This is a genomic window from Stenotrophomonas sp. Steno-Z1 (assembly GCF_056393175.1).
Genome location: NZ_JBWJPB010000009.1, coordinates 99,550 through 120,162, shown reverse-complemented (window position 1 = coordinate 120,162; position 20,613 = coordinate 99,550). Strand labels below are relative to the sequence as shown.

The window sequence follows — 20,613 nt, the reverse complement described above, 5'->3', positions numbered from 1 at the left end:
CGCGCCGTCCGGGCCATGCGTGCCGTCGGGACCATGCGCGCCGTCCGAGCCGTGCGCGCCGTCGGCACGATGCACGCCGTCGGCACGATGCACGCCGTCCCAGCCATACGCGCAGTCCGAGCCATACGCGCAGTCCGAGCCATACGCGCCGTCCATGCCATGCGCAGTCCAGGCCGTGCGCACCGTGTGGGCTATACGCGCCGTCCAGGCCATGCGCGCCGTCCGAACCATGCGCACCGTCCGCGCCCTGCGGCGGGGATTCATTCGGCGTAGATCATCTTCCGGGTCATGCCGCCATCGACTACATGGTCCTGGCCGGTGATGAAGCCGGACAGGTCCGACAGCAGGAAGACCGCCAGCGCGCCGATGTCACCCGGCTGGCCGACGCGGCCGGCCGGGTGTTGCGCATGGTCGCGGCGCGACAGCTTGGGCGCGCGCCGGCGGGCCGGCGCCTGCCAGGCATCGGTGGTGATCCAGCCGGGGCTGATGCTGTTGACCCGCACGGCCGGGCCTTCGCTCAACGCGAGCGCGTGGGTGAAGGCGACCAGCCCGCCCTTGGCCGCGGCATAGGCTTCACTGTCCGGCTCGGACTGCCACGCACGCGTGGAGGCGATGTTGACGATGGCGCCGGCGTGCTCGCGCAATGCCGGCAGCGCATGCTTGCTGCACAGGAAGGCGCCGTGCAGGCTGGACAGCCGGCGCTGCCATTCGGCCAGCGTCATCCGCGCCAGCGGCGTGCCATGGGCACTGGCGATGCCGGCGTTGTTGACCAGCCCATCGATTCGACCGAAGCGCTTCAGCGTGGCCTTCACCAGCGCCTGCACACTGCGCTCGCTGGCCACGTCCGCGCGCTGGAACGCCGCCCGCTCGGGCAACGCCCACTCCTTCAGGCAGGCCTTGCCGGCATCGGCATCCAGGTCGGCGATCATCACGCTGCCACCGGCACCCAGCACGGCCTGGGCAATGCCGCGGCCCACGCCTTGCGCGCCGCCGGTGACCACGACCACGCGGTCGCGCAGCGGTTGCGTGGTCCAGTCGGTGATGGCCGGGGTCAGTGGCATCGCGAGTTGTCCTTGCGCCCGAGCAGGCGCGTCCAGCCTTCCACGCCCAGCTTGTCCAGCGTCTCGATGTTGCGCTCCACGATCACGTCCGGATCGGGGAAGGCGGCCACCGCGCGTTCCACGCTGTCTTCGCGCAACAGGTGCAGGGTCGGGTAGGGCGAGCGATTGGTGTAGTTGCTCACGTCATCCGGGGCCACGCCGGCAAACTGGTACTGCGGGTGGAAGCTGGCCACCTGCAGGATGCCCTGCAGGTCCAGCGCTTCGATGGCCGCATCGGCGTTGTCGAGGAAATCGTTGTAGTCCAGGAAATCGGTCAGCACCTCGGGGTGCACGATCAGCGTGGTATCGATTTCCTCGGCCGGCGTATCGCGCAGGAGCACCAGCTCTTCGGCCAGTTCCTCCACCAGGGCCTCCGGCGTGGTCGCATCGCTGAGCACGAAGCGCACCTGGTTCTTCACGTACACCGCCTTGGCGAAGGGGCACAGGTTCAGCCCGATCACGATCTGCTCCAGCCAGGTCCGGGTTTCGGCGATGACATCGGGGCCGTCCGGGGCGCTGTCGTCGGTGAAGGCGTGGTCGTTCATGGCGGGCGGTATCGCGGGCTGGGCAGGTGATTGTACGGCGCGCAGCCGTGAGGACGTGGCGGCCACGCCTACTGTCCATTAACTGGACACCGGTCATGCTCGAAACCCGTGTACAGGCAGGGGCTTGCGTCATGTCCGCCAACGGCCAATAGGCAGTGCGCGTGCGCGGGTATCCAATGCCTGGGTGAACCATGTGCAGGAGACGGCCCTGGCCGACCTGCGTCAACAGGAGTCAACCGATGCAAGCAACCTCCCCCTTCCTCCCCGCCGACGTGTGGTCGGGCAAGCTGTTCGACGGTGCCTGGCAGGCCGGTGCCAGCACCCAGGACGTGATCGAGCCGGCCACCGGCACCGCCCTGGGCCGGATCGCGATGACCGATCCGGCCGGGATCGCCGCCGCCGCCGCGACCGCCGCCAAGGCCCAGCGCGAGTGGGCGGCCGCGCCCTACGAGACGCGTGCCCAGGTGCTGCGCCGTGCCGCGCAGCTGGCCGAGCAGCACAACGATGAGATCGTGCAATGGCTGGTCCGCGAAAGCGGCTCGACCCGGCTCAAGGCCGGTTTCGAGGCCAAGGTGAACACCAAGGCGCTGCATGAAGCGGCCGCGCTGCCCTCGCGCAGCATCGGCGAGGTGCTGCCGTCCGAGCCGGGCCGGCTCAACCTGGCGCGGCGCCGCCCGCTGGGCGTGGTCGGGGTGATCGCCCCGTTCAATTTCCCGCTCTACCTGGCCATGCGCGCGGTCGCCCCGGCGCTGGCACTGGGCAATGCGGTGGTGCTCAAGCCGGACCCGCGCACCGCGGTGTGCGGCGGCTTCGTCATCGCGCGCCTGTTCGAACTGGCCGGCCTGCCGGCGGGGCTGCTGCACGTGCTGCCCGGTGACGGCGCGGCGGGTGCCGCCCTCACCAGCGACCCCAACATCGCCATGATCCAGTTCACCGGGTCCACCGGCGCCGGCCGCAAGGTCGGTGAAGCGGCCGGCAAGCACCTGAAGAAGGTGTCGCTGGAGCTGGGCGGCAAGAACTCGCTGATCATCCTGGATGACGCCGACATCGACCTGGCCATCGCCAACACGGCGTGGGGCGTGTACCTGCACCAGGGCCAGATCTGCATGGCGACCGGCCGCGTGCTGGTCCAGCGCGGCATCTACGCGCGCTTCCTGGAAAAGCTGGTGGCCAAGGCCGCCTCGCTCAAGGTCGGGGATCCGGCCACCGGCGATGTGGCGATCGGCCCGCTGATCAACGCCCAGCAGCGCGACCACGCCGCCCGCCTCGTCGCCGAGGCGCAGGCCGCAGGCGCCACGCTCGCCACCGGCGGCACGTACCAGGACCTGTTCTTCGCCCCCACCGTGCTCAGCGACGTCAGCCGCGACAACCCGGCCTTCCACGAGGAAATCTTCGCGCCGGTGGCGGTGGTGGTGCCGTTCGACAGCGACGACGAGGCGGTGGAACTGGCCAACGACAGCGAATACGGTCTGTCGATGGCGATCGTGTCCAGCAACGTCGGGCGCGCACTGAAGCTGGGCGAGCGCCTGCGCACCGGGCTGCTGCACATCAACGACCAGACCGTGAACGATGAAGTGATCAACCCGTTCGGGGGCGTGGGTGCCTCCGGCAACGGCACCAGCATCGGCGGTCCGTCCAACATCGACGAGTTCACCCAGTGGCAGTGGCTGACCGTCAAGGGCGAAGCGCCCGCGTACCCGATCTGAGCGAAGGAAACCGACGTGAGTGCAACTGCAGAACTGCGCGACATCACCGTGGCCGTGGTGCGCGGGAAGGAACAGCCTTTCACCATCGAACCCGCGCGCATCCGCGCGCCGCAGGACGACGAGGTGCTGGTGCGGGTGATCGCCACCGGGCTGTGCCATACCGACCTGATCGTGCGAGACCAGTACTACCCCGTGCCCTTGCCGGCGGTGCTCGGCCATGAAGGCGCGGGCGTGGTCGAAGCGCTCGGCCCGGGGGTGAAGGACCTGAAGGTGGGTGACCACGTGGTGCTTACCTACGGTGCCTGTGGCCATTGCAACCCCTGCAGCGGCGGCCACGGCGCGTACTGCAAGGACTTCTTCGGGCTCAACTTCGGCGGCGGCGCGCTGGACGGTTCCACCGCGATCCAGGCGCCGGACGGCACCCCGCTGCACGATCATTTCTTTGCGCAGTCCTCGTTCGCCACCTATGCGTTGAGCCGCGAGAACAACGCGATCAAGGTGCCCGACGACGCCCCGATCGAACTGCTCGGCCCGCTCGGCTGCGGCATCCAGACCGGTGCCGGGGCGGTGATCAATTCGCTCCAGGTCACCCCCGGCAGCAGCTTTGCCAGCTTCGGTGCCGGCGCGGTCGGCCTGAGCGCGGTGATGGCCGCGCGCGTGGCCGGGGCCACCACCATCATCGCCATCGACGTGGTGCCGTCGCGGCTGGCACTGGCCACCGAGCTCGGCGCCACCCACGTCATCAACAGCCGCGACGTGGACGTGGTCGACGCCGTACGCGCGATCACCGGGGGCGGTGCCAACTTCGCGCTGGAATCCACCGGTCGTCCCGAGGTGCTGGCGCAGGGGATCGAGGCGCTTGGCGGGCGCGGGGTGATCGGCGTGGTCGGTGCGCCCAAGCTCGGCACCAAGGCCGAGTTCGACGTCAACAACCTGCTGCTCGGCGGGCGCAGCATCCGCGGCATCGTCGAGGGCGACAGCGTGCCCAAGGTGTTCATTCCGCAGTTGGTGCAGCTGTACCAGCAGGGCCGTTTCCCGTTCGACAAGCTGGTGAAGTTCTATCCGCTGGACCAGATCAACCAGGCCGCCGAAGACAGCACCCGTGGCGTCACCCTCAAGCCGATCCTGACCATCGGCAAGTGAAACGCACCGTCGCAGGCCCACGGGCCTGCGACGGTGCGGTCAGTCAGCGTCACGGGTGTACGCTCCAGGTCCGGTTTGGAGGAACACCCATGGGCGGCATGCAGCGGGAGCAGCAACTGGCATTGGCGGCCGCGCGCCAGCGTTTCGCCGACGGCGGGGCGCTGGCCGAGTCGCTGCTGGCGCCGTCGGTGCAGCGCTCGTGGGAGCGCTCGCGGCAGGCCGGGGTGCAGCCCCGGCAGGAGCCGCACTACGCGCCCCTGGCCGCCTCCGGCCCGCGCCTGGAGGCCCCGGCCGACCGCCGCCTGGCCCGCTGCGTGCGCGACGACCTGGACCATCTCTGGGCCGCCTTCGGTGGACGCCAGTGGACCTTGTTCTGCGTCAACGCCGACGGCATGGTGGTGGCCCAGCGCGAGCATGGCCTGGCCGATGTGCCGGTGCTGCGCCCGATCCAGGTCGGGCGGCGCCTGCGCGAGATCGACATCGGGACCACCGCGCCGGCCTGCAGCCTGGCCGACGACACCCCGGCGCTGGTGCGCGGCAACGAGCACTACCTGGACCGCTTCGCCGCGGTGTTCTGCCTGAGCGTGCCGCTGCATGGGCTGGATGGCGAAGTGCTCGGCGCGCTGGACATCACCGGTACCGGCGAGCGCGATGCGGAGCTGCTGCATGGCTATTTCCGCCAGGCCGCGCTGTCCACCGAGAACCGGCTGATGGTCGAACACCGGCCCTGCCACCTGCTGGCTGTGCAGCACGACGCGCGCTGGCTGCAGTCGCCGTTGCAGGGACTGCTGGCGATCGAGGAGGACGGGCGCGTGCGCGCGGCCAACCGGGTGGCGCGACGCCTGTTCGGCCTGCCGCGCCGCGGGCCGTTGCCGCTGCTCACCCTGCACGGCCTGTTCGCCGGCGCCAGCGTCCACCAGCGCCGCCGCCTGCTGCTGGCCGGCCCGGCACATCGGGTGCGGCTGGACGAAGACCACGCGGTCTACGTGCAGTACCTGCGGGGGCCGCTGGCCGCGCGGGCAGGGCGGGGCACGACGGCCACCGCGCGGGGGGCCGGCATGCCGTCACTGCGGGCACAGGGCACGCAGGCCGTGCGAGACGCCGTGGCGGCGCACGAGGGCAACATCGCCGCCGCGGCACGCCAGCTGGGGATCTCGCGGACCACGTTGTACAAGCACCTGCGCGGGTAGCGGCGCGGGGGTGCCGGCCCACGGCCGGCCTCACCGGATCCGCGCGACCGGGCGGTAGTGCCGGCCGTTGGACGGCGCCACGCGGCCGATCGGCGTTGGATCAATCGCGGAAATTATCGAACTGCAGCGGAACCTCGAAGGTCTCCTTCCTCAGCAGCGCCATCGCGTCCTGCAGGTCATCGCGCTTCTTGCCGGTCACCCGCAGCTTGTCGCCGTTGATCTGGCTGTCCACCTTCAGCTTGGCTTCCTTGATCTTCGCCGCGATCTTCTTGGCCACCTTCTGCTCGATACCCTGCTTGACCGTGATCTTCTGGCGCGCACCGGCCAGATTGGATTCGATATCGCCAAACTCCAGGCACGCCGCGTCGATCTTCCGCGCGGTCAGCCGCTGGCGCAGGATGTCGGTCATCTGCTGCAACTGGAAGTCACTCGGCGCGGACTGGGTGATCACGCTGTCTTCCAGCACGAACTTCGCCTCCACCCCCTTGAAATCGAAGCGCGTGGACAGCTCGCGGTTGGCCTGGTCGACCGCATTGGTCAACTCGTGGATGTCGACTTCGGAAACAACGTCAAAAGAGGGCATGGGCGAAACTCCAGCGGGTGAATGCCCACATTCTATCAAGCCACCGTGGACGCCCCGGCCATGCCGGTGATAATGGGCCATGAACATGCAGAAATCCCCCACCCGTGCCGTCGCCTGGATGCTGATGGCGGTCGCCTGCTTCTCGCTGATGGACGCCGGCATGAAGCAACTCTCGGCCAGCTATCCCACCCTGCAGGTCACCTTCCTGCGCGGCGCGGCCTCGCTGCCGTTCGTGCTGGTCTGGGTGCTGGCCACCGCCGGCCCGCGCTCGCTGGTGCCCCGGCGCTGGGCCCTGCACCTGCTGCGCGGCGTGCTCGGCATGGCCATGATCGGCTGCTTCGTCTACGCCCTGCGCAGCCTGCCGCTGTCCACCGCCTACACGATATACTTCGTCGCCCCGCTGCTGATCGCCGCGCTGTCGGTGCCGTTGCTGGGCGAGCACGTCGGCCCGCGCCGCTGGATCGCCATCGGCATCGGCCTGATCGGGGTGCTGGTGGTGCTGCGCCCGGGCGTGGGCGGCTTCATCTCGGTGCCCGGGTTGATGGTGCTGCTGGCGGCGACCGCCTACGCGGTGGCCGCGATCACCGTCAGCATGCTCACCCGCACCGATACCCCGCAGTCGATGGTGGTGTGGTTCCTGGTGATCATGGCCGTGGGTGCCGGGCTGTTGGCCATCCCCGACTGGCAGCCGTTGCAGCTCGGCCACGCCGCGCTGATCGCCGGCATGGGCCTGGCCGGGGCCGGCGGGCAGGTTGCGCTGACCCGGGCCTTCCAGCTGGGCGAGGCCTCGCTGATCGCGCCGCTGGAATACACCGGGCTGGTCTGGGTGATCGGCTGGGACCTGCTGTTCTGGGGCGCGCTGCCGGACGGGGCGACCTGGCTGGGCGCGGCGATCATCGTCGCCTCCGGCCTGTACCTGCTGCACCGCGAGCGGGTCCGCCAAGTCCAGCCGCCCAGCCCGCTGGACCATCCGTGAGCCGTGCCGGGCCCGCAGCGGGCCCGATCACGTCGGCTTAGAACCAAACGGAATATCATTGCGCGCTGCCGCACGGGCCAGGGCCGCCCCGCGCTGGTAGGCTGCACGCCCCCTCCCGTCGATGCCCCGGTTGACCGCGAAGTGATCGAGTTCCAGCGCCTGCACAAATCCTATGCCGTCGGCGGCCGCGCGATTGCCGCGCTGCAGCCGCTGGACCTGACCATCGAGGCCGGCGAAGTGTTCGGCATCATCGGCCATTCCGGTGCGGGCAAGTCGACCCTGATCCGCCTGATCAACCGGCTCGAAGAACCCACCGGTGGGCGGCTGCTGATCGGGGGCGAGGACGTCACCGCGCTGGATGCCGACGGCCTGCGCGTGCTGCGCCGGAAGATCGGCATGATCTTCCAGCACTTCAACCTGCTGTCCTCGCGCACGGTGGCCGCCAACGTCGCCTTCCCGCTGGAACTGGCCGGCACCCCGCGCGCGGAGATCGATGCGCGCGTGGACGAACTGCTGCGCACCGTCGGCCTGGAAGCGCACGCCACCAAGTACCCGGCGCAGCTGTCCGGCGGCCAGAAGCAGCGCGTGGGCATCGCCCGCGCCCTGGCCACCCGCCCGCAGATCCTGCTGTGCGACGAGGCCACCAGTGCGCTGGACCCGCAGACCACCGCCTCGGTGCTCAAGCTGCTGGGCAGGATCAACCGCGAACTCGGCCTGACCATCGTGCTGATCACCCATGAGATGGACGTGATCCGCCGCGTCTGCGACCGCGTTGCCGTGCTCGATGCCGGCCACCTGGTCGAGACCGGCCCGGTCACCCAGGTGTTCCTGCACCCGCAGCACCCCACCACCCGCCGCTTCGTCAGCGAATCGGAGCAGGTGGACGAAGGCGAGCTGCACAAAGATTTCGACGCCGTCGCCGGCCGCATCGTGCGCCTGACCTTCCTCGGTGCCGACACTTACGAACCGCTGCTGGGGCGCATCGCGCGCGAGACCGGCGTGGACTACAACATCCTGTCCGGCCGCATCGACCGGATCAAGGACACGCCTTATGGCCAGCTGACGGTATCGCTGGTCGGCGGTGACGTGGCGGCCGCACAGGCCGGCTTCGTTGCCGCCGGTGTCCACCTCGAGGAGCTGCGTCGATGATCCTGGCTACCGCCGGCGGGTTCTTCCGCCATCTGGACGCAGGCAAGTGGGCCGATATCGGCCAGGCCACCCTGGATACGCTGCTGATGCTCGGCGGCTCGCTGCCGCTGACGCTGCTGATCGGCCTGCCGCTGGGCGTGCTGCTGTTCCTCACCGGTTCGCCGCAGCTGCATCGCAAGCCGGTGCTGTATGGCGCGCTGGCGCTGCTGGTCAACCTGCTGCGCTCGGTGCCTTTCATCATCCTGATGATCGTGCTGATCCCGCTCACGCTGTGGATGATGGGCACCTCGCTCGGCGTCCGCGGCGCGATCGTGCCGCTGGTGATCGGCGCGGCGCCGTTCTATGCACGGCTGGTGGAAACCGCCCTGCGCGAAGTGGACCGTGGCGTGATCGAAGCCACCCAGGCGATGGGCGCCACCACCTGGCAGCTGGTCACCCGGGTGCTGCTGCCCGAAGCGCGCCCCGGCCTGATCGCCGGCGCCACCGTGACGGTGATCGCGCTGATCGGCTTCACGGCGATGGGCGGTGCGATCGGTTCCGGCGGCCTGGGCGATCTGGCCTTCCGCGATGGCTACCAGCGCTCGCACACCGACGTGGCCCTGGTCACCGTGGTGCTGCTGCTGGTGCTGGTGCAGGTGCTGCAGATGATCGGCGACCGCCTGGTCTCGCACTACAGCCGGAAATGACCGGTCGGTACCGACCGTTGGTCGGTACGCCATGCCCAGGGGCGACGTGGCATGGCCTCAGGATGTGCCGCCGACGCGATTGCACGCCATCGTGCATGAAACTCGTGGCATAACGGCGGATACCGCAGTGCGCCTGGCGCGTCATTTCGGCGGCGACGCCGCGTCGTGGCGGGCCCTCCAGGCCGAGTACGATCTGAAGACGCTGCCGACCCGTCAGGAAATCGAGCGCAGGGTGCAGCCGCGCGAGGCGGCCTGACCGCCGCCCTTACCGGACGTTCGGCACCTCATAGCCCAGCCGGTCCACCTGCTCGGGGTGCTGCGGCACGCGCTTGAGCTTGTCGGTATTGACCCCGTACTCGTCACGCAGGCGGGTAGCCAGTTCCTTGTACAGGTCCTTGTCCATGTCCGGCTTGCGCGCGAAGATCCAGGCCATTTCGCGGCCCGGGTAGCCAAGCATCGCCCACGAATAGTCCGGCGCCACTTCCAGCACGCGGGTGTGGGTGGGCACGATCTTGTAGAACCAGGTGCGCCAGTTGTGGTTGCCGCTGTCCTCGTCCACCGAGGCGCGCACGGTCAGCTGCTGCAGCGGTTCGGAGAAGCCGTTGCGGTAGCGGTAGGTGATGCTCACCTTCTGGTCGCCGCGCAGGCTGAACTCGTTGACGCTGGCCACGTGGCCGCGCTCCACCGGGTTGGGCACCCGGCCGATCACGTACCAGGTACCCATGAACCGCTGCAGGTCGATCGGGGCGCCGATGGCGTTGGCGGCCTCCGGCGCCGGGGTCGGCTTGGCCTCGTGGCGGAAGGCGCAGGCGGACAGCAGCGACAGCGTCGACAGCAACAGGAGAGCGCGAAGCGGGCGGTTCAGAGACATGCGGCAGAAGGCTCCAGTGGCTGGCACGGGCATGGTGGGTGGGACGGCGGAGAACGTCAATGGTGGCGTTCACGCTTGCCGTGGCCGCTGCGTCGGCAGGTCGCAGCCGGTGAGATGGTGGCACGGCAAGGTGACGCATCACTTTCGCACGGAGTCGTGTCATGTCCTTGTCGTCTTCGCGTCATTGCCCGCGTTCACAGCGCTCCGCGCGTGCCGGCACCTGCCCCGATCCGCAGGTGCTGCGGGCCGTACGCCAGGTGGCCTTGGCGGGCCTGGCGCTGGTCCTGGTGTGGCCGGCAGCCCGTGGCAGCAGCGAGTGGCTGGGCTGGATGCCCATGTGGCTGGTCGGCATGCCCTGGCTGGCCTGGTGGAGCCTGTACCGCTTCCGCTTGCCGCAGGCCCTGCTGCAACGCCGCAGCCGTCGCCGGCGTGGTCCGCAGGCCAGGCGCCGCACGGCGCGCATCGTCCCGCGCACCGCGCGCCCTGACCTTCGACACGGGGGCGCGGGCCAGCCCGTGTGATAGCGTCCGGGGCCTATGACTGTCTGGAGCCCCAATGTCCCGAATCGCTTCCGCCTGCCTGTTGGCAGGCCTGCTGTCCGCCACCGTGGCAGGCACCGCCATGGCCGCTGACGCCCCCGCCGACCCTTACGCCTGGCTGGAAGACGTCACCGGCGACGCGTCGCTTGACTGGGTCAAGCAGCAGAACGCCAAGTCCGAAGGGCGCCTGGCCCAGACCCCGGCGTTCAAGCAGATGGAAGCCAGCATCCGCGAGGTGCTCGATTCGGACGCCAAGATCCCCGGCGTGCAGAAGATCGGCGACTACTACTACAACTTCTGGAAGGACAAGCAGCACGAGCGCGGCCTCTGGCGCCGCACCACGCTGGCCGAGTACCGCAAGGCGTCGCCGACGTGGGAAACCGTGCTCGACCTGGACGCGCTGAACAAGGCCGAAGGCGAGAACTGGGTATGGCATGGCGCCGAGTGCCTGCGCCCGGACTACTCGCGCTGCCTGATCGCGCTGTCGCGCGGCGGTGCCGATGCCGACGTCACCCGTGAGTTCGACCTGGCCAACAAGTCCTGGATCAAGGACGGCTTCTTCCGTCCGGAATCCAAGGGCGGGCTGAACTGGATCGATCGCGACACGGTGTTCGTCTATACCGATTTCGGCGACGGTACGATGACCAGCTCCGGCTATCCGCGGGTGGCCAAGCTGTGGAAGCGCGGTACTCCGATGGCCTCGGCGAGCGTGGTCTACGAGGGCAAGCCGGATGACATGTACATCGCGGCGATGCACGACGACACGCCCGGCTACGAGCGCAACCTGGTCAGCCGCACGCTGGCCTTCTACAACAACGAGGTCTACCTGCGCGGCGACGACGGCACGCTGACCAAGATCGATGCACCCAACTCGGCCGAGAAGGGCCTGCGCAAGCAGTGGCTGACCCTGGAGCTGCGCGAGCCGTGGACGGTGGGCGGCAAGACCTACACCGCCGGTTCGCTGCTGGTGACCAAGCTGGACGATTTCATCGCCGGCAAGCGTGATTTCGAGGTGCTGTTCGCGCCGACCGAGACCACCTCGCTGGCCGGCAGCAGCTGGACCCGGAACCACCTGGTGCTGAACGTGCTGGACGACGTCAAGAGCCGCCTGAGCGTGCTGACCCCGACCGACAGCGGCTGGAAGAAGAGCGCCTTCACCGGCGCGCCGGCCTTCGGCACCGTGGCCGTGGGTGCGGTGGATGCCGATGACAGCGACGCAGTGTGGATGACGGTCACCGACTACCTGACCCCGACCACGCTCGCACTGGCCGAGATCGGCAAGCAGCCGGAAGTGCTCAAGACCATGCCGGCGTTCTTCAATGCCGACGGCAAGGTGATCGAGCAGCACTTCGCCACCAGCAAGGACGGCACCCGCGTGCCGTACTTCGTGGTGCATGCCAAGGACATGAAGCTCGATGGCAGCAACCCGACCCTGCTGTACGGCTACGGTGGCTTCGAAATCTCGCTGACCCCGTCGTATTCCGGCGGCATGGGCCGGGCGTGGCTGGAGAAGGGCGGCGTGTACGTGGTGGCCAACATCCGTGGTGGTGGCGAATACGGTCCGCGCTGGCACCAGGCCGCGCTGAAGCAGAACCGGCACAAGGCGTATGAGGACATGGCGGCGGTCGCCCGCGACCTGGTGACCCGCAAGATCACCTCGGCCAAGCACCTGGGCGTGCAGGGCGGCAGCAACGGTGGCCTGCTCACCGGCAACATGCTCACCCAGTACCCGGAGCTGTTCGGGGCGGTGGTGGTGCAGGTGCCGCTGCTGGACATGAAGCGCTACAGCCACCTGCTGGCGGGCGCCTCGTGGATGGCCGAGTACGGCAATCCGGATACGGCCGACTGGTCCTACATCCAGACGTTCTCGCCGTACCACCTGTTCGATCCGGCCAAGACCTACCCGCCGGTGCTGTTCACCACCTCCACCCGCGACGACCGCGTGCATCCGGGCCATGCCCGCAAGATGGCGGCCAAGATGATCGCGGCGGGCAAGGACGTGACCTATTACGAGAACATCGAGGGCGGTCACGGCGGGGCGGCCAACAATGCGCAGGCCGCGCACATGTCGGCATTGGCCTATAGCTTCCTGTGGGAGCAGTTGCGGTAGAGTCGAGCGTTGCTCGACTGCTGGGATGGCCCATCGGCCCGGTAGCCGCAGGGAATAGCCGAAGGCATCTTCGGCCCGCCTCCGGGTGGTGGGGCGTCAGGTTGGCCTCACCCCAGTTTCAACGCCACGCAGCAATGCGTGGCGTTTTTTTTGGGGTTTTTCCTTCGCCTGCGGCGGGCTTTCAAGTGCCGAAGGCAACTGCAGGATCAACGTCAACGTCCACCGCTGCTCGTGTGTGCTTTCGCTGGTTTGGGCGGGTACGGGCGGGTTGGCGGGACACGCCGTAAATACATCCCTGTAGGCTCGCATGCGCCATCCATGGCGCATGATGGTCCCGCCAACCCACCCCTACCCGCCCTTGACAGTGTGCGGGTGCTCAGCCAAGAAGCAGGGAAGCAAAGAGCGGTGAAGCCGGCGATGCCTTCTGCTGGCGCTTTCGCGTTGTGCCATGGCCACCGACCCGTTGTCTGGGGGTGGGGGTGTGTGGATTCGCGGGACCGTCGTACGCCATGGATGGCGTACGCGAGCCTCCACGGATGGATTTACGGCGTGTCCCGCGAATCCACACATCCCCGCCCAGCGCGACCGTTCGCCGCCTTTGCGGCTTTTGCGCCGTTTCAGCTTTTGCAGCTTTTGCAGCTTTTCAGCTTCTAAAGCTTCTAAAACACTGCCGCATCACCGCACCCACGTCTCCAGCCCGCGCCGGATACGCGCCACCGCCTCTTCCAGCCGTGGCACCTCCTGCGTGTAGGCCAGCCGCACATGCTCGTTCGCGCGGTAGTGCCCGAAATCCAGGCCCGGGGTAAACGCCACGTGCTGGGTTTCCAGGAAGTGCGTGCAGAACGCCTGCGCGTCGTCGGTGAACGCGCTCACGTCGCAGTACAGGTAAAACGCCCCTTCCGGCTCCACCTCGATACGGAAACCCAGCGCGCGCAGCGCCGGCAGCAGGTAGTCGCGGCGCTCGCGGAAAGCCGCGCGGCGCTGCTCGAACACGGCGATCGTGTCCGGCTCGAAACAGGCCAGCGCCGCGTGCTGGGCGATGCTCGACGCACTGATGTACAGGTTCTGCGCCAGCTTCTCCAGCTCGGGCACCGCCTGCGGTGGCGCCACCAGCCAGCCCAGCCGCCAGCCGGTCATCCCGTAATACTTGGAAAAACTGTTGAGCACGAACGCCTCGTCGTCCACCTCCAGCACGCTGGCTGCGTCCATGCCATAGGTGAGTCCGTGGTAGATCTCGTCCACCACCAGGTGCCCGCCCCGCGACTTCAGCGCCTGCGACAGGCCGCCCAACTGCGCCGCCGACAACACCGTGCCGGTCGGGTTGGCCGGCGAGGCCACCAGCGCGCCCACGCTGTCGGCGTTCCAGTGCCGCGCCACCAGGTCCGGGGTCAGTTGGTAGGCCGTCGACGGGTCCACCGGCACCAGTTGCGCCGCGCCTTCCACCAGGCGCAGGAAGTGCCGGTTGCAGGGATACCCCGGGTCGGCCAGCAGCCAGTGCCTGCCCGGGTCCACCAGCAGGCTGCTCGTCAACAGCAACGCGCCCGAGCCGCCGGGGGTGACCAGGATCCGTTCCGGATCGATCTCACACTGGTAACGCGCGCGGTAGAACCCCGCGATCGCCTGGCGCAGCGCCGGCAGGCCGCGCGCCGCGGTGTAACGGGTGTGGCCGGCGGCCAGTGCGGCCTGGCCGGCACGCACGATCGGCGCGGCGGTGGTGAAGTCCGGCTCGCCGATCTCCAAGTGGATGACATCGTGGCCGGCCTGCTCCAGCGCCTGCGCGCGGGCCAGCAGCGACATCACGTGGAAGGGTTCGATTTCCTGACTGCGGCGGCTGTAGCCGCGCGGGGACGTGGGAGTGCTCATGCCGTCGATGATAGGCGCTGTGACCACCGGCAGGCTTGCCGGCGCCGCCGGGCCCGCCCAGACTGGGCTGAACACGGACGCCATTGCATTCCCCCGAAAGGAACCTTATCTCGTGAAGCCCGCCCTCTGTTTACTGGTTGCCAGCCTGATGACCTCCAACGTGCATGCCGCCCCCGCGCTGACCCCGCCCGACGCCGAGAAGCATCCGCACACGGTCAAGGCGCCGTTCGGTGCCACCCGCAGCGACGACTATTACTGGCTGCGCGACGACAAGCGCGAAGACCCGAAGATGCTGGCCTACCTGAACGCGGAGAACGCGTACACCGACCAGGTGATGGCGCCGCTCAAGCCGCTCGAGGACACCCTGTACAAGGAAATCGTCGCGCGCATCAAGCAGGACGACGCCAGCGTGCCCGCGCGCGATCGCGGCTACTGGTACTACACCCGTTTCGAGACCGGCAAGGACTACCCGATCCAGGCACGGCGCAAGGGCAGCATGGACGCGCCTGAAGAGATCCTGCTCGACGTCAACGTGATGGCGGAGGGCAAGAACTACTTCGATGTCGGCGATGCCGACGTCAGCCAGGACAACCACCTGCTGGCCTGGGCCGAAGACGATGTCGGCCGTCGCCAGTACGTGATCCGCTTCAAGGACCTGCGCACCGGCCAGGTACTGCCGGACCGCATCGAGAACGTCTCGCCGAACGTGGTCTGGGCCGACGACAACCGCACCCTGTTCTACGTCGAGAACGATCCGGACACCCTGCTTACCGTGCGCGTGAAAAAGCACGTGCTGGGGACGCCGGCCAGCAGCGACGTGCTGGTCTACGAAGAAAAGGACGACAGCTTCTACATGGGCGTCGGCCGCACCCGCGACGACAGATTCCTCACCATCGAACTGCACAGCACGGTCAGCTCGGAGACCCGCTACGCCCCGGCCGCCGACCCGCAGGCATTCACCGTGCTGGCCCCGCGTGCGCGCGATGTCGAGTACGACGCCGACCACTTCAACGGTCGCTGGGTGATCCGCACCAACGATGCCGGTGCGAAGAACTTCAAGCTCGTCACTGCCCCCACCGATGCCACCTCGCGCACGCAGTGGACCGACTGGGTCGCGCACGATGACGCGGTGCTGGTGGAGGGCGTCGAGCTGTTCGATGGCTTCAGCGCGATCGCCGAGCGTTCCAACGGCCTGGAGCGGATCCGCCTGCTGTACCCGGACGGTCGCCAGGAATACGTCAAGGCCGACGAGCCGGCCTACTCGATGGGCCTGGCCGCCAACCCGGAGCCGGACAGCCCGTGGCTGCGCTACGCCTACAACTCGATGACCACCCCCACCACCACCTTCGAACTGAACACCGTCACCGGTGAGCGTCGCCAGCTCAAGCAGCAGCCGGTGCTGGGCTACGACCCCTCGCAGTACACCACCGAGCGCGTCTGGGTGACCGCGCGCGACGGGGTCAAGGTGCCGGTCTCGCTGGTCTACCGCAACGGCTTCAAGAAGGACGGCAGTGCCGCGCTGTACCAGTACGCCTATGGCAGCTACGGCATGTCCATGGACCCCGGTTTCAGCCAGACCGTGGTCAGCCTGCTCGATCGCGGCGTGGTCTATGCCATCGCGCATATCCGCGGCGGCGAGGAAATGGGGCGCGCCTGGTACGAGGACGGCAAGCTGCTGAAGAAGCAGAACACCTTCAACGACTTCGTCGACGTCACCCGCGAACTGGTCCGCCTCGGCTATGCATCCAAGGACCGGGTGGCCGCCTCCGGTGGCAGTGCCGGCGGCCTGCTGATGGGCGCGGTGGCCAACCAGGCGGCGCAGGATTACCGGGTGATGGTCGCGCAGGTGCCGTTCGTGGACGTGGTCACCACCATGCTCGATGCGAGCATCCCGTTGACCACCAACGAGTACGACGAGTGGGGCAATCCCGAGCAGCGCGAGTATTACGACTACATGCTCGGCTACTCGCCCTACGACAACGTGAAGAAGCAGGCCTACCCGGCGCTGTTCGTCGGCACCGGCCTGTGGGATTCGCAGGTGCAGTACTGGGAGCCGGCCAAGTGGGTGGCCAAGCTGCGCGATGACAACACCGGCACGCATCCGATCGTGTTCCGCACCAACATGGAGGCCGGCCACGGCGGCAAGTCCGGCCGCTTCCAGCGCTATCACGAGCTGGCCGAAGCGTACGCGTTCGTGCTCGACCAGCTCGGGGTGACGCCTGCGGCGAAATGACCCATGGCGGGCAGGGCGGCGACCATCGCGGTGGCCGCCCCGGCTCGCTATGCTGCGCGCATGACTCTTCCCGAGCGCCCCGACGTTCCTGATGCCCCGGCCCCGCGGCCGCCGGTGCGGTTCCGTTGGGCGTGGTGGCTGCTGGCCTATGCCAGCCTGGGCACCGGCATCGTCGGCATCTTCGTGCCGGGCCTGCCCACCACCGTCTTCATCCTGATCTCTGCCTGGGCCGCCTCGCGCGGCTCGGAGCGCCTGCACACCTGGCTGCTGCAGCACCCGCGCTTCGGCCCGGCCATCGTCAACTGGCAGGCCCACGGTGCGGTCAGCCGCTACGCCAAATGGATGGCCACCCTGACCATGACCGCGTGCGCCGGCATCATGCTGTGGTGCGTGCCGATCGCCTGGGTGAAGTGGCTGTCCATCGGCAGCATGACCGTGGTGGCGATCTGGCTGTGGAGCCGGCCGCTGCCGCCGGCCTCATGACGCGTGGCACCGCCAGGCCCTGCATGGGGTGGCTTTACCCCATTCACTGAATCGATACCCTCGGCCAAAGAGGGCACGGCTATACTCGGGGCATGAGCATCCCCCATCGCAACCGAATCCTGATTCCGTTGGCAGCGGCCTCGCTGCTTCTCCTTGCCGCCTGCGGCAACAAGGGCCCGCTGGTACTGCCGCAGAAGCCGGTGCCGGTCGAGGAAGTCGCCGAACCGGCCACCGACGCCACCCCGCCGCCGGCCGCCGTGGATGACACCGACACCCCGCCGGTGGTACCCGATCCGGTCGATGCGCCGCTGAAGTCCGAAGACGGTAATGAGTAAGGCCGCGTCCACGGCGCTTCGCTTCAGCAAGATGCACGGTGCCGGCAATGACTTCGTGGTGCTGGACCTGCGTGACGGTACGCCCGAACCCACCCCGGCCCTGGCCACGCACCTGGCCGACCGCCATACCGGCGTGGGGTGCGACCAGATCCTGACCATCGAGCCGCCGCGTGCCGAGGGCTCGGTCGCGTCCTACCGGATCTGGAACGCCGACGGCTCGCAGTCCGAGCAGTGCGGCAACGGCGCGCGCTGTGTGGCGGCCTGGCTGGTCCGCGATGGCGCGGCCAGCGGCGACCGCTTCGCCATCGACAGCCCGCTGGCCACCCACACCATCGAGCGCCTCGGCAGCGACCAGTACGCGGTGGCCATGGGCGTGCCGCGCTTCGAACCGGCGCAGGTGCCGCTGCTCGGCTTCGCCCGCGCCCGCGATGAATACCTGCTGCCCCTGCAGGGCGACACCGTGCGTTTCGGGGCGGTATCGATGGGCAATCCGCATGCGGTGATCGAGGTCGGCCTGGTCGACGCGGCACCGGTGGAGCGGTTGGGCGCGTTGCTGCAGCAGCACGCCACGTTCCCGCAGTCGGTCAATGTCGGCTTCGTGCAGGTGATCGACCCGCGGCATGCGCGCCTGCGCGTGTACGAGCGCGGCGTCGGTGAAACCCTGGCCTGTGGCAGCGGTGCCTGCGCCGCGGCGGTGGTGATGATGCAGCGCGGCCGGCTCGAGCGCGATGCCACGCTGTCGCTGCCGGGCGGCGACCTGCGCCTGCGCTGGCCGGCCGACGACGCCCAGGTGGTGATGTCCGGCCCGGCAGCGTTCGTCTTTGAAGGGGAGTGGAACCCATGAGCGAGACCGTCGAAAAGATCGCTGCGCATGACGTCGCCGCCTGGCTGCGTCGGCACCCTGCCTTCCTCAAGCAGTTCCCCGACCTCACCCTCACCCTGGTAGTCCCGCGCGACGACGGCCCGACCGCCTCGCTGGCCAGCTACCAGCTCGAGGTGCTGCGCGACAAGAACCGCGAGCTGTCGCGGCGGCTGGCCGAGCTGGCCGCCAACGCGCAGGTCAACGAACGCCTGGCAGTGCGCACCCACCAGCTGACCCTGGCGTTGATGAAGCAGACCTCGGCTGCCGATACCCTGCGTGCCATGGCCGCCTCGCTGGAAGAAGACTTTGCCGGTGACCTGGTGCGGCTGGTGCTGCTGCACCCGGTGGCCGGACTGGAGCAGGCACCGTGGCTGCAGGTGATCGCCGCGGACAGCCCGGCCCTGGCCGCGTTCCGCGATTGCCTCCAGGATGGCGAACCGATCTGTGGCCGCCTGCAGCCGGAAAAGAACGCCGTGCTCTATGGCGAGCGCGTCGGCGAGGTGCAATCCAGCGCCCTGCTGCCGTTGCCGGGCGTGGGCCTGATCGCGGTGGGCAGCCACGATGCCAACCGCTTCTATCCCGGCATGGGCACGCTGTTCCTGCGCATGATGGGCGAGTCGCTGGGCGTGGCGCTGACGCGCTTCGCGCAGGGCTGAGCCCGGTCGCGACCCCGCTGCCATGAGCGCCGCCGCCGAGTTCCTCTTGCACCTGCAGGTGGAGCGGCGCATGTCGGCGCATACGCTGGACGCGTACCGGCGTGACCTCGACGCGCTCACGCACTGGTCGCAGGGGCAGGGCGCGGTGATCGAGGCCCTGCACGGCGAGCAGCTGCGCCAGTTCATCGCGGCCGAGCACCGTCGCGGGCTGTCGCCGACGTCACTGCAGCGGCGGCTGTCGGCCTACCGCAGTTTCTACGCCTGGCTGCTCAAGCACCAGCGCATCGATGCCAGCCCCGCGGCGGGCCTGAAGGCTCCCAAGGCACCGCGCAAGTTGCCGCAGGTGCTCGATGCCGACGAGGCGGTGCAACTGGTGGAACTGCCCACCGATGGTCCACTGGGCCTGCGCGACCGCGCGCTGCTGGAACTGTTCTATTCCTCCGGGCTACGCCTGAGCGAACTGTGCGCGCTGATCTGGCGCGACCTGGATTTCGCCACCGGTCTGGTCAACGTGATGGGCAAGGGCAACCGCCAGCGCCGCGTACCGTTCGGCTCGCACGCGCGCACCGCGCTGGAAGGCTGGCGCGGCGAAAGCGGCGGGGGCGAAGGCCAGCCGGTATTCCCCGGGCGCAAGGGCGGCCCGATCACCCAGCGCGCCATCCAGATCCGCATCCGCCAGCTGGCCCAGCGCCAGGGCCTGTTCAAGCACGTCCATCCGCACATGCTGCGGCACAGCTTCGCCAGCCACATCCTGGAATCGTCCGGTGACCTGCGTGGCGTGCAGGAGCTGCTTGGCCACGCCGACATCGCCACCACGCAGATCTACACCCACCTGGATTTCCAGCACCTGGCCAAGGTCTACGACGCCGCGCACCCGCGTGCCAAGCGGCGCAAGAGCGGCAACGAAAGCTGAATCGATCCGCTGCGTCACCCGGGCGCAGGGCAGGGTGGGTTGAAGCCCCCGGCAACGACCCCACCTCAGTCTCTGTCACCCCGGAGGCTCCATGGACCCCAGTCAGAATCCCAATGTGTTTCACGCCACCACCATCATCTCGGTGCGCCGCAACGGTCATGTCGCGGTTGCCGGCGATGGCCAGGTCACCCTCGGCCACACGGTGATGAAGGGCAACGCCCGCAAGGTGCGCCGGCTGGGTCGTGAGGGCCAGGTGCTGGCCGGTTTCGCTGGCGCGGCCGCCGATGCGTTCACCCTGTTCGAGCTGTTCGAAGCCAAGCTGGAAAAGCATGGCCAGCTGCAGCGCGCCGCGGTGGAACTGGCCAAGGACTGGCGCACCGAGCGCCGCCTGGGCAAGCTCGAGGCGCTGCTCGCGGTAGCCGACAAGGACACCTCGCTGATCATCAGCGGCACCGGCGATGTGATCGAGCCCGAAGACGGCATCATCGCCATCGGCTCCGGTGGCTCCTACGCGCTGTCGGCCGCGCGCGCGCTGCTGGCGCACACCGAACTGGACGCCCGCACCATCGCCACCGAGTCGATCAACATCGCCGGCGACATCTGCATCTACACCAACCGCAACGTGGTGGTCGAGGAGCTTTGACCCGCAGGGTCAACGCTCGCTAGAGCC

General features: G+C 68.6%; 21 protein-coding genes. 16 read left to right on the top strand and 5 right to left on the bottom strand.

Annotated elements, in window-relative coordinates; genetic code table 11:
- Positions 1 to 260 precede the first annotated feature (260 nt).
- A complete protein-coding gene (locus tag AC06FD_RS18335; RefSeq protein WP_478078560.1) occupies positions 261 to 1,061 on the bottom strand; it encodes an SDR family oxidoreductase in 801 nt (266 codons plus the stop codon).
- Entirely contained in the window at positions 1,052 to 1,645 is a 594-nt protein-coding gene (locus AC06FD_RS18330) for a DUF1415 domain-containing protein (protein WP_259209588.1), read from the bottom strand. The genes AC06FD_RS18335 and AC06FD_RS18330 overlap by 10 nt, the downstream gene beginning before the upstream one ends.
- A 239-nt stretch (positions 1,646 to 1,884) precedes the next feature.
- Between AC06FD_RS18330 and AC06FD_RS18325 the strand changes: the two genes are divergently transcribed.
- From AC06FD_RS18325 to AC06FD_RS18315, 3 genes are all read left to right on the top strand, one after another.
- A complete protein-coding gene (locus AC06FD_RS18325; protein WP_449336192.1) occupies positions 1,885 to 3,351 on the top strand; it encodes a benzaldehyde dehydrogenase in 1,467 nt (488 codons plus the stop codon).
- Between the two features lie 15 nt (positions 3,352 to 3,366).
- Positions 3,367 to 4,494 (top strand): NAD(P)-dependent alcohol dehydrogenase, encoded by a 1,128-nt coding sequence (locus tag AC06FD_RS18320; protein ID WP_478078559.1) that lies wholly within the window; start codon positions 3,367 to 3,369, stop codon positions 4,492 to 4,494.
- Positions 4,495 to 4,583: 89 nt separating this feature from the next.
- Complete coding sequence (locus tag AC06FD_RS18315) at positions 4,584 to 5,684, top strand: helix-turn-helix domain-containing protein (protein WP_394164246.1); 1,101 nt, start codon at positions 4,584 to 4,586, stop codon at positions 5,682 to 5,684.
- 100 nt (positions 5,685 to 5,784) lie between these two features.
- Here AC06FD_RS18315 and AC06FD_RS18310 read toward each other — a convergent pair whose 3' ends face one another.
- Positions 5,785 to 6,267, bottom strand: a complete 483-nt coding sequence (locus AC06FD_RS18310; protein ID WP_259209580.1) for a YajQ family cyclic di-GMP-binding protein — start codon at positions 6,265 to 6,267, stop codon at positions 5,785 to 5,787.
- A gap of 79 nt (positions 6,268 to 6,346) precedes the next feature.
- On the opposite strand from AC06FD_RS18310, the gene AC06FD_RS18305 reads away from it, so the two are divergent.
- From AC06FD_RS18305 to AC06FD_RS18290, 4 genes are all read left to right on the top strand, one after another.
- Positions 6,347 to 7,243 carry a DMT family transporter gene (locus AC06FD_RS18305; protein WP_478078558.1) on the top strand — a complete coding sequence of 299 codons (897 nt, stop codon included), beginning with the start codon at positions 6,347 to 6,349 and terminating at the stop codon, positions 7,241 to 7,243.
- Positions 7,244 to 7,384: 141 nt separating this feature from the next.
- Entirely contained in the window at positions 7,385 to 8,392 is a 1,008-nt protein-coding gene (locus AC06FD_RS18300) for a methionine ABC transporter ATP-binding protein (RefSeq protein ID WP_259209576.1), read from the top strand.
- Positions 8,389 to 9,078: a methionine ABC transporter permease gene (locus AC06FD_RS18295; protein ID WP_259209575.1), complete on the top strand. Its 690-nt coding sequence runs from the start codon at positions 8,389 to 8,391 to the stop codon at positions 9,076 to 9,078. The genes AC06FD_RS18300 and AC06FD_RS18295 overlap by 4 nt, the downstream gene beginning before the upstream one ends.
- Before the next feature lie 31 nt (positions 9,079 to 9,109).
- Positions 9,110 to 9,334: a HigA family addiction module antitoxin gene (locus tag AC06FD_RS18290; protein WP_478078557.1), complete on the top strand. Its 225-nt coding sequence runs from the start codon at positions 9,110 to 9,112 to the stop codon at positions 9,332 to 9,334.
- A 9-nt stretch (positions 9,335 to 9,343) separates the two neighbouring features.
- Here AC06FD_RS18290 and AC06FD_RS18285 read toward each other — a convergent pair whose 3' ends face one another.
- Positions 9,344 to 9,949 carry a lipocalin family protein gene (locus AC06FD_RS18285; RefSeq protein WP_259209569.1) on the bottom strand — a complete coding sequence of 202 codons (606 nt, stop codon included), beginning with the start codon at positions 9,947 to 9,949 and terminating at the stop codon, positions 9,344 to 9,346.
- Between the two features lie 161 nt (positions 9,950 to 10,110).
- Here AC06FD_RS18285 and AC06FD_RS18280 point away from each other — a divergent pair, with 161 nt between their 5' ends.
- Together AC06FD_RS18280 and AC06FD_RS18275 are read left to right on the top strand one after the other, a co-directional pair.
- Entirely contained in the window at positions 10,111 to 10,470 is a 360-nt protein-coding gene (locus tag AC06FD_RS18280) for a hypothetical protein (protein WP_478078556.1), read from the top strand.
- A 34-nt stretch (positions 10,471 to 10,504) separates the two neighbouring features.
- Positions 10,505 to 12,598 carry a prolyl oligopeptidase family serine peptidase gene (locus AC06FD_RS18275; RefSeq protein ID WP_259209566.1) on the top strand — a complete coding sequence of 698 codons (2,094 nt, stop codon included), beginning with the start codon at positions 10,505 to 10,507 and terminating at the stop codon, positions 12,596 to 12,598.
- 675 nt (positions 12,599 to 13,273) lie between these two features.
- Here AC06FD_RS18275 and AC06FD_RS18270 read toward each other — a convergent pair.
- Entirely contained in the window at positions 13,274 to 14,461 is a 1,188-nt protein-coding gene (locus AC06FD_RS18270) for a pyridoxal phosphate-dependent aminotransferase (protein ID WP_478078555.1), read from the bottom strand.
- 112 nt (positions 14,462 to 14,573) lie between these two features.
- Between AC06FD_RS18270 and AC06FD_RS18265 the strand changes: the two genes are divergently transcribed.
- The 7 genes from AC06FD_RS18265 to hslV all read left to right on the top strand — a co-directional run bounded on the left by AC06FD_RS18265 (position 14,574) and on the right by hslV (position 20,586).
- Positions 14,574 to 16,694 (top strand): S9 family peptidase, encoded by a 2,121-nt coding sequence (locus AC06FD_RS18265; RefSeq protein WP_478078554.1) that lies wholly within the window; start codon positions 14,574 to 14,576, stop codon positions 16,692 to 16,694.
- 60 nt (positions 16,695 to 16,754) lie between these two features.
- Positions 16,755 to 17,177, top strand: coding sequence for a YbaN family protein (locus AC06FD_RS18260; RefSeq protein WP_259210272.1), 423 nt, complete (start codon positions 16,755 to 16,757; stop codon positions 17,175 to 17,177).
- A 92-nt stretch (positions 17,178 to 17,269) separates the two neighbouring features.
- The gene (lptM, locus tag AC06FD_RS18255; protein WP_478078553.1) at positions 17,270 to 17,512 is read left to right on the top strand and encodes an LPS translocon maturation chaperone LptM; all 243 of its coding nucleotides are present in this window, start codon (positions 17,270 to 17,272) and stop codon (positions 17,510 to 17,512) included.
- The gene (gene dapF, locus AC06FD_RS18250) at positions 17,505 to 18,356 is read left to right on the top strand and encodes a diaminopimelate epimerase (protein ID WP_478078552.1); all 852 of its coding nucleotides are present in this window, start codon (positions 17,505 to 17,507) and stop codon (positions 18,354 to 18,356) included. The genes lptM and dapF overlap by 8 nt, the downstream gene beginning before the upstream one ends.
- Entirely contained in the window at positions 18,353 to 19,030 is a 678-nt protein-coding gene (locus AC06FD_RS18245; protein ID WP_259210269.1) for a DUF484 family protein, read from the top strand. The genes dapF and AC06FD_RS18245 overlap by 4 nt, the downstream gene beginning before the upstream one ends.
- Before the next feature lie 22 nt (positions 19,031 to 19,052).
- A complete protein-coding gene (gene xerC / locus AC06FD_RS18240; protein ID WP_478078551.1) occupies positions 19,053 to 19,943 on the top strand; it encodes a tyrosine recombinase XerC in 891 nt (296 codons plus the stop codon).
- A gap of 91 nt (positions 19,944 to 20,034) precedes the next feature.
- Positions 20,035 to 20,586, top strand: a complete 552-nt coding sequence (gene hslV / locus AC06FD_RS18235) for an ATP-dependent protease subunit HslV (protein ID WP_017356659.1) — start codon at positions 20,035 to 20,037, stop codon at positions 20,584 to 20,586.
- The last annotated feature ends 27 nt before the right edge of the window (positions 20,587 to 20,613 follow it).

Coding starts and splice junctions, on each gene's coding strand:
- AC06FD_RS18335 (WP_478078560.1), bottom strand. CDS start 1,061: ATGCCACTGACCCCGGCCATCACCGACTGGACCACGCAACCGCTGCGC.
- AC06FD_RS18245 (WP_259210269.1), top strand. CDS start 18,353: ATGAGCGAGACCGTCGAAAAGATCGCTGCGCATGACGTCGCCGCCTGG.
- lptM (WP_478078553.1), top strand. CDS start 17,270: ATGAGCATCCCCCATCGCAACCGAATCCTGATTCCGTTGGCAGCGGCC.
- AC06FD_RS18325 (WP_449336192.1), top strand. CDS start 1,885: ATGCAAGCAACCTCCCCCTTCCTCCCCGCCGACGTGTGGTCGGGCAAG.
- AC06FD_RS18310 (WP_259209580.1), bottom strand. CDS start 6,267: ATGCCCTCTTTTGACGTTGTTTCCGAAGTCGACATCCACGAGTTGACC.
- AC06FD_RS18260 (WP_259210272.1), top strand. CDS start 16,755: ATGACTCTTCCCGAGCGCCCCGACGTTCCTGATGCCCCGGCCCCGCGG.
- AC06FD_RS18330 (WP_259209588.1), bottom strand. CDS start 1,645: ATGAACGACCACGCCTTCACCGACGACAGCGCCCCGGACGGCCCCGAT.
- AC06FD_RS18315 (WP_394164246.1), top strand. CDS start 4,584: ATGGGCGGCATGCAGCGGGAGCAGCAACTGGCATTGGCGGCCGCGCGC.
- AC06FD_RS18295 (WP_259209575.1), top strand. CDS start 8,389: ATGATCCTGGCTACCGCCGGCGGGTTCTTCCGCCATCTGGACGCAGGC.
- AC06FD_RS18280 (WP_478078556.1), top strand. CDS start 10,111: ATGTCCTTGTCGTCTTCGCGTCATTGCCCGCGTTCACAGCGCTCCGCG.
- AC06FD_RS18275 (WP_259209566.1), top strand. CDS start 10,505: ATGTCCCGAATCGCTTCCGCCTGCCTGTTGGCAGGCCTGCTGTCCGCC.
- AC06FD_RS18285 (WP_259209569.1), bottom strand. CDS start 9,949: ATGTCTCTGAACCGCCCGCTTCGCGCTCTCCTGTTGCTGTCGACGCTG.
- hslV (WP_017356659.1), top strand. CDS start 20,035: ATGGACCCCAGTCAGAATCCCAATGTGTTTCACGCCACCACCATCATC.
- xerC (WP_478078551.1), top strand. CDS start 19,053: ATGAGCGCCGCCGCCGAGTTCCTCTTGCACCTGCAGGTGGAGCGGCGC.
- AC06FD_RS18305 (WP_478078558.1), top strand. CDS start 6,347: ATGAACATGCAGAAATCCCCCACCCGTGCCGTCGCCTGGATGCTGATG.
- AC06FD_RS18270 (WP_478078555.1), bottom strand. CDS start 14,461: ATGAGCACTCCCACGTCCCCGCGCGGCTACAGCCGCCGCAGTCAGGAA.
- dapF (WP_478078552.1), top strand. CDS start 17,505: ATGAGTAAGGCCGCGTCCACGGCGCTTCGCTTCAGCAAGATGCACGGT.
- AC06FD_RS18290 (WP_478078557.1), top strand. CDS start 9,110: ATGCCCAGGGGCGACGTGGCATGGCCTCAGGATGTGCCGCCGACGCGA.